The 13,337-nt window shown below is 47.2% G+C and carries 11 protein-coding genes; 7 read left to right on the top strand and 4 right to left on the bottom strand.

What is annotated here, in order from left to right:
• Positions 1 to 30: 30 nt before the first annotated feature.
• The gene (locus KNP03_RS10880; protein WP_214829211.1) at positions 31 to 1,656 is read right to left on the bottom strand and encodes a peptide ABC transporter substrate-binding protein; all 1,626 of its coding nucleotides are present in this window, start codon (positions 1,654 to 1,656) and stop codon (positions 31 to 33) included.
• Positions 1,657 to 1,878: 222 nt separating this feature from the next.
• On the opposite strand from KNP03_RS10880, the gene KNP03_RS10875 reads away from it, so the two are divergent.
• Entirely contained in the window at positions 1,879 to 3,282 is a 1,404-nt protein-coding gene (locus KNP03_RS10875; RefSeq protein ID WP_214829209.1) for a basic amino acid/polyamine antiporter, read from the top strand.
• 18 nt (positions 3,283 to 3,300) lie between these two features.
• Here KNP03_RS10875 and KNP03_RS13615 read toward each other — a convergent pair whose 3' ends face one another.
• A complete protein-coding gene (locus KNP03_RS13615; RefSeq protein ID WP_214829207.1) occupies positions 3,301 to 5,352 on the bottom strand; it encodes an EAL domain-containing protein in 2,052 nt (683 codons plus the stop codon).
• A gap of 155 nt (positions 5,353 to 5,507) precedes the next feature.
• Here KNP03_RS13615 and KNP03_RS10865 point away from each other — a divergent pair, with 155 nt between their 5' ends.
• The 3 genes from KNP03_RS10865 (at position 5,508) to KNP03_RS10855 (ending at position 7,542) form a co-directional block, all read left to right on the top strand.
• Positions 5,508 to 6,710 (top strand): ornithine--oxo-acid transaminase, encoded by a 1,203-nt coding sequence (locus tag KNP03_RS10865; RefSeq protein WP_214829205.1) that lies wholly within the window; start codon positions 5,508 to 5,510, stop codon positions 6,708 to 6,710.
• 92 nt (positions 6,711 to 6,802) lie between these two features.
• Entirely contained in the window at positions 6,803 to 7,204 is a 402-nt protein-coding gene (crcB, locus tag KNP03_RS10860) for a fluoride efflux transporter CrcB (protein WP_214829203.1), read from the top strand.
• Positions 7,201 to 7,542: a fluoride efflux transporter FluC gene (locus tag KNP03_RS10855; protein WP_214829201.1), complete on the top strand. Its 342-nt coding sequence runs from the start codon at positions 7,201 to 7,203 to the stop codon at positions 7,540 to 7,542. The genes crcB and KNP03_RS10855 overlap by 4 nt, the downstream gene beginning before the upstream one ends.
• A 40-nt stretch (positions 7,543 to 7,582) precedes the next feature.
• On the opposite strand, the gene yhfH is transcribed toward KNP03_RS10855, so the two are convergent.
• Complete coding sequence (gene yhfH / locus KNP03_RS10850) at positions 7,583 to 7,741, bottom strand: protein YhfH (protein WP_214829200.1); 159 nt, start codon at positions 7,739 to 7,741, stop codon at positions 7,583 to 7,585.
• Positions 7,742 to 7,894: 153 nt separating this feature from the next.
• Here yhfH and KNP03_RS10845 point away from each other — a divergent pair, with 153 nt between their 5' ends.
• The gene (locus tag KNP03_RS10845; protein ID WP_214829199.1) at positions 7,895 to 8,257 is read left to right on the top strand and encodes an ArsR/SmtB family transcription factor; all 363 of its coding nucleotides are present in this window, start codon (positions 7,895 to 7,897) and stop codon (positions 8,255 to 8,257) included.
• Positions 8,258 to 8,367: 110 nt separating this feature from the next.
• Positions 8,368 to 10,413: a heavy metal translocating P-type ATPase gene (locus KNP03_RS10840; RefSeq protein ID WP_214829198.1), complete on the top strand. Its 2,046-nt coding sequence runs from the start codon at positions 8,368 to 8,370 to the stop codon at positions 10,411 to 10,413.
• 32 nt (positions 10,414 to 10,445) lie between these two features.
• Here KNP03_RS10840 and KNP03_RS10835 read toward each other — a convergent pair whose 3' ends face one another.
• Positions 10,446 to 11,069: a hypothetical protein gene (locus KNP03_RS10835; RefSeq protein ID WP_214829197.1), complete on the bottom strand. Its 624-nt coding sequence runs from the start codon at positions 11,067 to 11,069 to the stop codon at positions 10,446 to 10,448.
• A 167-nt stretch (positions 11,070 to 11,236) separates the two neighbouring features.
• On the opposite strand from KNP03_RS10835, the gene KNP03_RS10830 reads away from it, so the two are divergent.
• Positions 11,237 to 13,306 (top strand): alpha-amylase family protein, encoded by a 2,070-nt coding sequence (locus KNP03_RS10830; RefSeq protein WP_214829196.1) that lies wholly within the window; start codon positions 11,237 to 11,239, stop codon positions 13,304 to 13,306.
• Positions 13,307 to 13,337: the final 31 nt, after the last annotated feature.

Genomic DNA, 13,337 nt, shown 5'->3' with positions numbered 1-13,337 from the left:
GCACAAGTAAATGTGCAGGGTCTCTGGTCATTATTTTACATCAAGCCATTTGAAGCTCGCATCGGCACCGAACGGGTGACGGTACATGTTTTCGATTGATGAACGCTCAAGGTAAGCTTCACCTTTTTGGTAGATTGGAGCAATCGCATAGTCTTCCTCAAGGAGGATTCGTTCTGCTTCCTGCATCGTTTCCCAACGCTTCATCTGATCCGCTTCTTTTTTCGCTGATTGAACTAATTGGTCATACTCGTCGTTCGAATACTGCATACGGTTGAACGGTCCGTCTGTGATCCACATGTCGAGGTAAGTCATTGGATCCTGGTAGTCAGGTCCCCAGCCGGCAGCAGATACATCGTATTCGCCTTTTCCTTCGAGGTCGAGGAAGTTTTTGAATGGCTGTTGTTTGATGTTGAGCGTGAGCCCAGGTAAGTTCTTCTCAAGCTCACCTTTGATGAACTCGTTAACTTTTTTGAAGGCTTCTTCGTCACGTGAGAGGAACTCGAGTTCGATTGTCTCAACACCAAGTTCTTTCAATCCTTTGTCCCAAGCAGCTTTTGCTTCATCCACGTTGTAGCTGATGAGATCCGGATACTTCTCGCGGAAGTCAGCACCGTCTTCTGTATACGTGAAATCTTTTGCGACGATGAAGTTTGCCGGTTGTGAACCGTCAGTCAAGATGACGTCGGTTACCCCTTGTTTATCAAAGCCTTTGGCAAGTGCCTCACGAATATTGACGTTTTTAAGTGCTTCGTTCTTTTGGTTGAAACGAAGGAAGTTAATACGTGCATCGGCACGAGTCTTAAACTCATCGCTATCTTGGAATTGTGGAACGAACTCAGACGAAAGAAGTGTGTAATCGGCTTCACCTGATTCGAACAAGTTGACGCCAGTCGCTACATCTTTGACGACTTTGACGTTGATTGTATCCATCTTGACGTTGTCCGCATCCCAGTATTCCGGGTTTTTCTTATATACCCAGCCAGCGTTGTCTTGCCATTCACTCAAGACGTATGGACCGTTGAAGAGAGTCTTATCAACAGAAGACGCAAATTCTTCTCCCTGTTCTTCGACGAACTCTTGTTTTTGTGGCATATACGTTGGGAAACCAGTGAGTCCTAAGAAGTAAGGAGCCGGTGCTTCAAGTTGGACCTCGAGCGTTTTCTCATCGATTGCTTTTGCGCCAAGATCGTCAACAGACATCTCACCAGCGAGAATTTTGTTCGCGTTTTTCAAGTCTTGAAGGATATACGCATATTCTGCGCCTGTCTCTGGTGTGAGAGCACGTTTCCAAGAATAGACGAAGTCTTCGGCTGTGATTGGCGAGCCGTCAGACCAGTTTGCATCACGAAGTTTGAACGTATATGTAAGTCCATCTTCAGAAATTTCGACATCTTCCGCAATTCCTGGTGTCGGTTGGTTGTTTTCGTCGAGACGGTACAACCCTTCGAATACGTTGTTTGTCACGATGATTGACGTCGAGTCCGTTGTAAGTGTCGGATCAAGCTGTGGCAAGTCTGTTGCCGATACCATCGTGATTTCTTTTGATGAGTCACTCGAAGAAGAACCGTCTGTACTCGACGAATCGTCTCCTGTACTACAAGCTGCCGTCGCAAGAAGTGCGACCCCCGATAAAGCTAGCCATTTTTTGTTACGCATCATAAAACCTCCCGAAAATTCTGATTCTTTCGAATATATTGCAATTAAACTACAAACTCGGTGAATACGCAATGAAATTTTTATAATTATTCGAAAATATAAACATATTGGAAATCACTGTTCATTAAACCTTTTATTCAGTAGAATGAGAAAATCGACGAATGAATATACGGTATCCTTGTATAGTTATTCGTTTACTGTCAGGATGTTGGAGGAGTAATAATGAAACAAAATTCAGCCGGAATCGGCTTTTTTGGTCTGGCAGCAATGGTTGTCGGGACGATGATTGGAGGCGGTGCCTTCAATTTACCGGGTGCGATGGCACAAGGGGCAGGAGTAGGACCGGTTTTAATTGGATGGGGCATCACAGGCGTTGGGATGATTATGCTGGCCTTAGTGTTTCAATTTTTAGCGAATACCCGATCTGAACTGGAAGGCGGGATTTATGCCTATGCTCGGGAAGGATTCGGCAAATTTGTCGGGTTTAATAGTGGTTGGGGTTACTGGATGTCTGCCTGGATCGGGACGGTTGCAAACATCACGTTAATCTTTAGTACACTCGGATACTTTTTCCCGGTCTTTTCGGCGGAGCATCGCCTGTTTCGCTTATTCGCCAGTATATTGTTAATTTGGGGATTGTATTGGCTTATTTCACGGGGGATGCGTGAGGCGGCAATCCTGAACATCGTGACGACGATTGCCAAACTGGTTCCGATTTTCTTATTTATCGTGCTGGTTCTATTTGCTTTTCGAGTAGAAACGTTCCAAGTGGATGTATGGGGACAGACCGGCTTTTCATGGTCAGAGGCGTTTCCTCAAGTGAAATCGACGATGCTCGTCACACTTTGGGCGTTTGTTGGAATTGAAGGGGCTGTTGTACTCTCTTCACGTGCCCGGCATAAACAAGATGTGGGGCGCGCAACGGTGATCGGTTTGATTGGTACGTTACTCATTTATATGATGATTTCAATTTTTTCATTCGGTGTCATGACACAAGATCAGCTTGCCAGTTTGCAAGAACCATCGATGGCCTACGTCCTCGAAGCGGTAGTGGGTCCGGTCGGAGCAACGCTCATCAATTTGGGGCTTCTCGTCTCGCTAGCGGGCGCCTTGTTAGGGTGGACCATTTTGGCTACTGAAATCTCGTACGTGGCAAGTCGCGATGGGGTCTTCCCGAAAGTGTTCAAACGAATCAATCAGAATGATACACCTGTCAATGCGCTCTTCATTACGCAAGCGTTTACTCAGGTTGTAACGGCGATCGCCTTATATTCGGAACAAACATACTTGGTTCTCTCAAGCATTGCGGGGATTGCTGCGCTTGTCCCGTACCTCTTCTCCGCATTATTTGGATGGAAAGAAGCGAAGCATGCGGCATCCAAACGAATGATGGTCATTTCAGGTGTGGCATCTGTCTATGCGACTTGGTTGTTGTATGCGTCCGGTTTGGAATACGTCCTCATTGCGATGATTTTATATGCACCAGGTGTGTTCGTGTTCATGTTGGCCGAACGGGAGCAAGGACGTCCGTATTTGAACCGGGTTCAATCGATTGTGGCCCTCCTCATTCTTTTAGCGGCGACATATGGCATATACGGCCTCTGGACAGCGAGTATCTCCTTATAAAGCAAAAACACCGAATGCTTATGCATCCGGTGTTTTTTTACTGTGAAGCAACTGTTCGATTTGTGCAGGCGAAGAGGGCTTGGCGAAAAGAAAGCCTTGGAAAGCATCACAGTCGGTCGTTTTTAAATGCTCGAGCATGGCTTCATCTTCCACACCTTCCGCGACGACATGAAGGTTCAACCCTTTCCCGAGGTGGATGATGACATCTAACAAGTGTGATTTTGAGGTCATCCAATCGTCGAGAAATACTTTGTCGACCTTGAGTTCGTCAACCGGGAAAGACTTCAAGTATTGGAGTGAAGAGTAACCTGTTCCAAAGTCGTCGATGGATAGACGGTAATTCAGACGCTTGATTTGATTCATTCGTTCGATGATCTCATCCGTCTGCTGCATCACGAGATTCTCCGTGATTTCTAAAATAAGATCGGATGGGTCGAGCATGAGTTGCTGTTTAATGTTTCGGAGTGTATTCAAGAAACTCTCACTCCGAAATTGGTTCGGTGAGATGTTGATGGCCATCGACAGCGGTTGGTTGAACTGGGATTGCCACTGTTTCAATTGTTTTGCCGCCTCTAAAATGACCCAGTTATTGATTGGGACGATCAATGCCATCTCTTCCGCAAGCGGGATAAACTCTGCAGGCGGGATTTGTCCAAGCTCAGCATGATGCCAGCGAAGCAACGCTTCAAACCCGATGAGTTGATCCGTTTTCACGTTATATTTTGGTTGATACTCGAGGTAGAAGTGCTTCTCTTCAAGCGCTTTATACAAGGCTTTTTCAATATGAATTTGTCTTGAAAAGGCGGCGTCCATGTCTTTCGTCACAAATTGAATGGTCCCGACCCCGATTTGTTTTCCTTTAAACAGCGCACTTTCGGCTCGCGTATATAAGTCGTCCAATGAGGTCGTCGCAGACGGGTAGTACACACATCCGATTGATAGAGAAACCATAATCGAATGGTGGTACACGCGGAATGGTCGCTGTAGCTCATGCTGTAATTGCCGCAGTAACTGGAAGACCTCTTCTTTCGACTCTTCAGTGAACAACAGACCGAATAACCCACCGGAAGGGTGGAAGAATACAGTCGACTCGGGAAGAAGTTTTACCGCACGGTCTTTGATTTGTACGAGTAGCTCATTTCCGATGCGGGAACCGAAGGATTCATTGATGATTTTGAAACGGTCGATATCCAGTAACGCAACATGCAAGTATCGGTCCTGTTGATCAAATTGGTTAAAGAAGTCCTCGTATTGATGGAGAAATCCTTTTTTATTCAACAAACCGGTCAAGTCATTTCGGTAGGCCAGGTCGTTTACTTCTTGCTCGAGTCGTTTCTTTTCCGTCACATCAAAACCGAAGGCGGTATATTGAATGACTTCACCTGAGTCACTCAAAATCGGGACGACTGTCAGGTTGAGCCAGCAAGGCTTGTCTGTGTGTTTTGAACAAGCGACGGGAACTTCGCCGTTCCAGATTTTATCGGTCGCTAAAGCAACGGAAACCTCGTTCTCGATCATGCGATTCTCTTGTGATGGGTCCAGCAATTCAAACCAGTTGCGCCCGAGCAATTGCTGATCGGTCACGTCAAACAGCCGACAGAAAATGGCGTTGACGTCAATAATTTCACCTTTGTCGTTTGTCGCCAAGTAATGTGTGGACTGTTTAATCATTTCTTGGAAGTGGTGCAAGAAATTAAATTGCTCATTGCTCATCAATGGACCAAACCCTTTAGGAAGGAACGCCAACAAGTACCCGTTCTGCTTCTCGATCGAGCAGGCTTGTATGTAAGCAGTCGCATAAACGGTCGTTCCATCTTTATGTAGAAAAGGTGTCATTACAGTCGTGGAATACGGACGGTGTAAAAGTTGGGTTGACCATCCCTCCAGAGTTTGGGCGAGTTGATGAACAATCGGAAGCGGGTGTTGAAGCACGTCTCTCTGTGTCCAACCGAGTAACCGCTCTGCCGCTTGATTCCACAATGAGACGCTTCCGTCGGTTGCCACATAACAACACGGGACCGCAATCGCATCAATGAATTCGTTTACTGGAAAATCACGTAATGGAGCCACTTCGTTTCCCCCAATCTGTCATGTTTCATGCATATACTACTGTCAGTGTACCTGATTTTCTGACCTCACGATACGATTAAGTTCGGCGTTGTCAAAAGAAAGGCGGTCATCATATACTGAGATGGTAAGATAGTTTGGAATAAGGGGGAATCAAGATGTCAAAAACGCAAGATGTGATTGAATTGACAGAGAAATTCGGGGCACACAACTATCATCCGCTTCCAATCGTTATTTCAGAAGCAAAAGGGATCTGGGTGACGGACCCAGAGGGGAATCGCTACATGGATATGTTGAGCGCCTATTCAGCAGTCAACCAGGGACATTGTCATCCGAAAATCATTCAGGCATTAAAAGATCAGGCTGACAAAATCACGTTGACGTCACGCGCATTTTACAACGATCAGCTCGGACGCCTCTACGACAAAGTGGTAGCGCTTACAGGGAAAGAAATGGTGTTGCCGATGAATACGGGGGCTGAGGCAGTTGAAACAGCCGTGAAGGCAGCGCGCCGTTGGTCGTACGAAGTGAAGCAAATACCGGGTCAAGCTGAAATTATCGTCTGTTCAGGAAATTTCCATGGTCGCACGATGGCGGCTGTCTCGATGTCGACAGAGGCAGAATATCAGCGTGGCTTTGGTCCGTTATTGCCAGGATTTAAAATTGTGCCTTACGGAGATCTTGAAGCGTTTGAGGCTGCCATTACAGAAAATACAGCAGCTTTCATCGTAGAGCCGATTCAAGGTGAAGCCGGAATCATCATCCCGCCAGAAGGGTATTTGAAGCGTGCGGCAGAGCTCTGCAAACAGCACAATGTGTTGTTTATCGCTGACGAGATTCAATCCGGTCTCGGGCGTTCCGGGAAGTGGTTCGCAGTGGAGTGGGAAGGTGTCGTTCCGGACATGTATATTCTCGGAAAAGCGCTCGGTGGAGGGGTTTTCCCTGTATCATGTGTCGCAGCGGACAAAGGCGTGTTGAATGTCTTCAACCCGGGATCACATGGATCGACGTTCGGCGGGAACCCGTTGGCCGCGGCTGTGTCGATTGCTGCGCTTGAGGTATTGGAGGAAGAAAAACTGCCGGAACGTTCGCTTGAATTAGGGACGTACTTCATGAACCGTTTAAAAGCCATCGATAATCCGATGATCCGAGAAGTACGGGGGCGTGGATTATTTATCGGTATCGAGTTGACAGAGGCGGCTCGTCCTTACTGTGAGGCCTTAAAAGACCGAGGTTTACTATGTAAGGAAACACACGAGACGGTCATCCGTTTGGCACCACCACTCGTCATTACGAAAGAGGAACTCGACCAGGCGTTTGAAGCAATCGAGGAAGTCCTCGCACCGGCCCCTATTTCGTAATCGGGGTCAGCTTGGTATAATGAGTTCAGAAATACAGACACCTGCAAGGCGATGTGTTCGCCGCAGGTGTTTTTTTGTAAAGGAGGAACGTCGTGTTGTACTTGTATGTTGGGATTGCGGGGGCGCTCGGAGCTTTGGCGCGATATGGCCTCGGTACGGCGATTGGTGCAGTGTGGACGAATACGTTTCCGATTGGAACGCTGGTGATTAATCTCATCGGGAGCTTTCTACTGGGCTGGATGACTCATTTTTTATTCCGAACGGGTAAACTGACCCCTCAAGTCGTGACGGCAGTTGGGACGGGGATGATCGGCTCGTTCACGACCTTCTCGACGTTCAGTGTCGAAACCATTCAATTGATTGACATGGGGAAGGCAGATCAAGCGATCGGATATGTGTTATTAAGTGCAGGACTGGGCCTCTATAGCTCGTATCTCGGCTATCATTTCGGTACGAAGCGCCTTCGGCATCAACGCGGGGAGGAGATGACATGACCATCTTACTCATCATGGCGGGTGCTTTTTTAGGAGCCATCGCGCGATTCGGGGTCGGGCAGTTGATGAAAGCGTGGTCGGCCTCTGCCTTTCCATGGGCGACCTTGTTCGTTAACGTGTCCGGGTCGTTCGGATTAGGGTACTTATCGAGCCATACCACATACGCATCGCTCTTGTTGTTTCTTGGCGTCGGTTTTTTCGGCTCACTTACCACGTTCTCAACACTTAAATTAGAGTTGATGCGTTTTACGTCTAAAGATTGGTTTCATTTTGGGATGTACTTGATGGCGACCTATCTTTTCGGTTTAATTGCGGCATATATAGGATGGCATTTATAAAAACAATCTCCCTCTCGATTGTTCGAGGGGGAGATTGTTTTTATTCAGAAAGCTGAAGTTTTTCGGTGCACTCTGCACAGGTTGATTCATATGACTCACATTGCTCATCCATGTGTTTTCCGCATTCCTGGCACGTTTTATCTGGGAGTTTCCGATAAAATTCAACTGAAGACTCGAGTCTGCTTGCCCATTCGTTCATTCAAAACGCCTCCTGTTTTGTGTAAGTACATCGATACGATTGTTGTTAGTTTGATTGTATTATAACAGTAGTTAAATAGTCAATAATAATATATAACAGATTTTGAAGGCGTATTTTGCTAAACTGTATGTATAGAAGAAGAGGTGACCCATCATGAAAGTACCCCAATGTGAAACAATCGCCATTCAATCGGAAGAGGTGTCGTCGTTACAGGGCGCGTTGGCACAATTGGACGCACCGCGAGTCAGCCGATTGTTCAAAGCATTTGCGGATCCGACGCGTTTGAAAGTATTGTACGTACTCACGCTAGAACCGGAATTATGTGTTTGTGATGTCGCTGCGATTATCGGCCATTCAAATGCCACGGCCTCCCATCACTTGCGAACTTTGCTGGAGCAAGGTCTTGTCAAATATCGAAAAGAAGGAAAGGTTGTCTACTACTCGTTAGATGACGATCACGTGCGCCAACTTGTCGAAATCGCTCTGACGCATAGTGAAGAGCAAAAAGCAGAATAATTTATGATTTTTGACCAGTTCAGAATATGAGCTGGTTATTTTGTTGTTGTCATGAAGTGAAGTTCACGTTACGATATATTCAAATGTTCATTTGAATAAGGGGGATGATGATGTCGAAACGAGATGTTTTACCAGTAGAAGGAATTACGTGCACCAATTGTGCGGCAAAAATAGAACGGGATGTAGCGCAGCGTGCCGAAGTGGCATCCTGCCAAATTGATTTTGCCACCAGTCGTATGGTGATTGAATGGATTGACCCAACCGACCGGGACCAGATGTTGCAATCGATCGAAGAAACGATGGGACGGATTGAGCCGGGGGCGAAATTCATGAAGGAAGAAAATGAAGAACAGACACGTGACTACACATTATGGCGCTTTGGTGTAGCGGCGGTATTGTTTATTGTCGCGATCTTGACGGATTCACTCATCGGGTTTGTCGCCGCTTATGCCGTTGCAGGTTACGACGTTGTGTACGGGGCAATCCGGAATGTGTGGCATCGGGAATGGTTCGATGAAAAATTCTTAATGACGATTGCGACCGTTGGCGCGTTTTTGATAGCAGAATATCCAGAAGCAGTCGCGGTCATGTTATTCTATCAACTTGGTGAATATGTACAAGGTCGAGCGGTCCGGGCTTCGCGTCGGTCGATTCAATCGTTACTAAATATGAAGCCGACCCTTGCCCGTGTCATAATCGATGGGCAGGAAGTGGAACGAACTCCGGAAGAAGTACCGGTGGGTGCCATCATCGCGATTAAACCGGGTGAGCAGGTACCGATGGACGGAGTGATTCAGGCGGGTTCGAGTTCACTGGATACGGCTTCATTGACCGGAGAGTCGGTGCCCAGACAAGTAGGGAAAGAAGATGAAGTACTTGCCGGAATGGTCAATTTGGATGGTCGCCTTGAAGTGAGGACGACTCGACTCGCAGAAGAATCGAGTGTACAAAAGATGATTGCCCTTGTTGAACAGGCGAATGAGAAGAAAGCCAAGACCGAGCAAATGATTACGCGTCTTGCGCGAGTATATACTCCGTTTGTTGTCATCATGGCCACACTCGTTGCCTTCGTACCACCGTTATTTGTAGGGAATTTAAGTGACTGGGTGTATCGGGCGCTCATCTTTCTTGTGATCAGTTGTCCTTGTGCCCTGGTCATTTCGATTCCGCTTGGTTACTTTGGCGGCATCGGGGCAGGTTCAAAACGTGGAATCCTCGTCAAAGGAGGAGAATATCTAGACACGTTGACGGAAGTAGATACTGTGATTTTCGACAAAACCGGCACACTTACGACCGGACGGTTTACGGTCAATCAGATTGTGACGAATGGCATCATGGAAGCGGACGAACTTCTCCATTTAGCGGCAAGAGTGGAGAAAGCCTCGACCCATCCGCTCGCCCGGGCTATCGTCGATCAGGCAGAGACAGTTCAGGTGTTTACGTCTATTCAGGAAGAACCGGGTTACGGGCTTTGCGCTGTGGATGGTGAGGACCGGATTTACGTTGGAAGTGCGCGTTATATGGAACGACTGGGACAACAAGTGGAGGATGCCTCGCTTGGAACAAGTGTTCATGTAATGAGAAACGAGGAATGGCTTGGGCGGATTGAATTGATCGATACGATCAAGCCTGATGCTGTCGATACGATTCAAATGTTGAAGCGATCCGGCTACCGGACGGTTATGTTGTCAGGGGACCGTCAAGAAGTGGTCTCGGCGATTGGAAACAAGCTTGGGTTAGATGAAGTGTTCGCGGAATTACTCCCGCATGAGAAAGTGCAGGCAGTCGAGACACTCGCGAGTTCGAGTAAGGTCGCTTTCGTCGGGGATGGTATGAATGACGCGGCGGCCTTGGCACGAGCAAACGTCGGTCTCGTGATGGGTGGCGTTGGAAGTGACGCAGCGGTGACGGCTGCAGATGTTGTGTTGATGAATGATCAACCGTCTGACGTGTTGCGCGCCATCGAGTTAGGAAAACGAACGAAGCGGATTGTGTGGCAGAATATCCTATTCGCCTTCGGTATGAAAGCACTCGTGCTTGTCCTTGGTGTTTTCGGTCTTGCGACAATGTGGGAAGCGGTGTTTGCAGATGTCGGAGTTGCCTTGATTGCGATTGCGAATGCATCTCGTTTACTTCGTTCGGTATCAAATGCATAAGTTAGGGGGCAGCAAAGGCTGCCCCCTTTTTCTTATTCAGTCAGGTCTTTATGTAACCGTCTCTTGATCAATAGGAACGTTAAAATGACGATGACGGCAATCAGTAAAAAGGCGATTGTGAACAGGACTTGTGTCAGGAACGATACTTGATGCTCGGCAACGACTAGTTGATGTTTAATTTCTTTATATTGCATATTCTTCAGAGCGCGTAAATCTTCCAAGATGGTCTGACGTTGATCGGTCATCGTTTCTGCGACCGCCGTTGCCTGTTGCAGGTTCCCTGTTTCGTAGAGGACGAGTACGCGGTCGGCCTCTTTTTCCCAAATGGCGTCACGATGCAGCAAATCGAGCAAGGAACTTGGCGTATCCGGATTTTCGACGATGGAGCGTTTCAACTCCTTCGCGCGTTGTGACATACTATAATACATTTCCAGGAAGTGGCGGTCTTCATATGCTAATAAGCCCCGAATCGCATTGGCACGCTCCACATTGAAATACATAATATCTTCAATCGCTTCATAAGAATCGAGTTGTTTTCCGTGAATCCCGTCAATCCGTGCATTCGTCTCCCTTAATTGAAAGATGAAAATACTGATGATTAGGATGGTTAAAATAGACAGGCCAATCAATAAAGAAAGCCATTTTCGTTGAGACATCTTCAAACTCCTCTCTCACCCCATCGTACAATATTTTCTTGAATACAACATACAAATATTTTATTGAAAAAAGGAAAAAACGGGTAAATGTGTAATGAATTAAGAGATATGCCCCTATGACCAAGTGGCAATAGAAGGCGTGAGTCCAATCATAAGGAGACAAGGTGATGACAGAGACCTCATCGTTACACAAGTTGCATCAAACGCTGCAAAAGAAACGTGTCGAGCTTTTTTACGAAATCCCGAGTTTATGGAATCGGATGAAATTTCAATCGGATGCTGTTCGAGACGGAGTAGAACGTGTCAATCCGTATGACTTTTTGATCGAAACGATTGAAAAAGCGATTTTACCGCACGCTGTAGAAGGACGTGATTATGCTTCATCGGTTGCACAGGCAGACGGTCACCTTCAAACAAATGGTGATTGGATCAAACGATCTTCCGTGTACTCGATGCAGGTACGGACATCGACGGCGTGGGACCATGATCACTCCGGATATGTCGAGATGGAGAATCGGGACGGGATGAAAGATACGGGTACGTTTGTCAAAACGCTCGCCTTGATTCCTCACTTGTTATACATGGGGATCGATACGATTTTTTTACTCCCTATTTCGCAACATAGTCATAAAGATAAAAAAGGTGAATTTGGGTCACCGTATGCCGTTCAAGATTTTTTTGCCATCGACGAAGAATTGAAGGAATCATTGACAGGGGATGAACTGACAGTCGAGGAGGAATTTGCGGCATTTGTAGAAGCGTGTCATATGGTCGGGATTCGTGTCGTCATTGACGTCATCCCGAGAACATGTGCGCGGGATAATCGTTTGATTCTCGAGAACCCGGAATGGTTTTATTGGATTCCGGTGACGGAAGTGGATTATTATCATCCGCCACACGTTCCAGGAATCGGTGAAAACGTGAAACCGGAACATGCCTTCTTACCGATGGTGTATCATTCAGAAGACGTCTGGCAGCACTTGCGACGCTTCTCGATGGCTCCTAACCTGATAGATGCGGAGAAGTGGGAGGGTGTACGTACTTTCTTATCGGAAAATCCGACAGAGAACGTACTTGCCGTGATTGAAAGAGAATTTGGATTGACGACGGCGCCTGCATTTTCGGATTGCATCAACGACCCGCAACCTCCCTGGTCGGATGTGACCTATTTCCGTCTGTTCCTAGATCATCCTGTAGCAGCAGCTCCGTTCGTCAGTGAAGCGAACTTGGCCCCTTATATCCTGTTTGATTCAATCAAAGCGAATCAATTCAGAGGGGAGCAAATCAATGAACCGCTTTGGGCGATGCTTGCCGATATCATTCCCTACTATCAGCGGGAATATGGGATTGATGGAGCGCGAATTGATATGGGACATGCGCTCCCGGTTGATTTGGCGCAACGAATTTTAGAACGTCCCCGCGAGTTGGATCCGAACTTTAGCTTTATCGCAGAAGAATTGATTGAAGCGGGAGCATGGGCAGCTAAAGATGCGGGTTACAATATGATCATCGGATATGGATTTTATAAGGAGCCGCGTTTCCATTCCCATGAAACGCATCAATTCCTGTATGACTCGCGCTTTCTTCCGCTCCCGGTGTTTGCTTCCGGAGAAACGGCAGATACACGACGATTGGCGACGCGGGATGGGGGCAGACAGGCGAGCCGGTTGTTGACGGTCTTAAACGGATTCATGCCAAACGGTGTGCCGTTAACGAACTCAGGACTGGAACTTTATGAGACCCAGCCGATGAATACCGGATTGGACTGCCGTCCGGAAGAGGCGTATCAACTCTTTCCGACCGATCCTTATTTCGGAAAACTCGCCTTTTTTGATGCGTATCAATTTCATTGGGATCACCCGAATCGGGACGAGATGATTGAATTGATGCATCAAGTGGCGGAAATCCGTCGTCGCTGGCTTGATGTGCTTGTCAATCCAAGTCATTTTGAGCCGTTGGTGCTCGAAGGCCCGGCTACACCATTCATCGGGTTTGCCTGGCTTCGCCCTGAGACCACGGACACTTTACTCGTGCTCGCCAATACAAATATGTTTGAACAGTTACATGGGGTCGTCGGATTGGACGGGGTTCGCCGGAGAAACTGGAACGCGAGTCGGTTCGCTGAGATGATTTACTCACCGAACTCCTGGCCATATGCCGAGCATGCATTTGACGAGCATTGGAATTTAAGGATTGATTTAAAACCTGGTGAAGTGAAAATATATGAAATGAAATAACAAAAGCCTCGGACCATTTAGAAAATGGTCC

Source organism: Exiguobacterium algae, from assembly GCF_018617875.1.
GTDB lineage: Bacteria > Bacillota > Bacilli > Exiguobacteriales > Exiguobacteriaceae > Exiguobacterium > Exiguobacterium algae.
The sequence above is the reverse complement of the archived record's forward strand: the minus strand, read 5'-3'. Positions and strand labels throughout refer to the sequence as shown.

What these genes read in the sequence shown, in the direction of transcription:
- KNP03_RS10830 (WP_214829196.1), top strand. Translation starts at nt 11,237, where the DNA reads ATGACAGAGACCTCATCGTTACACAAGTTGCATCAAACGCTGCAAAAG.
- KNP03_RS10865 (WP_214829205.1), top strand. Translation starts at nt 5,508, where the DNA reads ATGTCAAAAACGCAAGATGTGATTGAATTGACAGAGAAATTCGGGGCA.
- KNP03_RS10875 (WP_214829209.1), top strand. Translation starts at nt 1,879, where the DNA reads ATGAAACAAAATTCAGCCGGAATCGGCTTTTTTGGTCTGGCAGCAATG.
- KNP03_RS10835 (WP_214829197.1), bottom strand. Translation starts at nt 11,069, where the DNA reads ATGTCTCAACGAAAATGGCTTTCTTTATTGATTGGCCTGTCTATTTTA.
- KNP03_RS10840 (WP_214829198.1), top strand. Translation starts at nt 8,368, where the DNA reads ATGTCGAAACGAGATGTTTTACCAGTAGAAGGAATTACGTGCACCAAT.
- KNP03_RS10880 (WP_214829211.1), bottom strand. Translation starts at nt 1,656, where the DNA reads ATGCGTAACAAAAAATGGCTAGCTTTATCGGGGGTCGCACTTCTTGCG.
- yhfH (WP_214829200.1), bottom strand. Translation starts at nt 7,741, where the DNA reads ATGAACGAATGGGCAAGCAGACTCGAGTCTTCAGTTGAATTTTATCGG.
- KNP03_RS10855 (WP_214829201.1), top strand. Translation starts at nt 7,201, where the DNA reads ATGACCATCTTACTCATCATGGCGGGTGCTTTTTTAGGAGCCATCGCG.
- KNP03_RS10845 (WP_214829199.1), top strand. Translation starts at nt 7,895, where the DNA reads ATGAAAGTACCCCAATGTGAAACAATCGCCATTCAATCGGAAGAGGTG.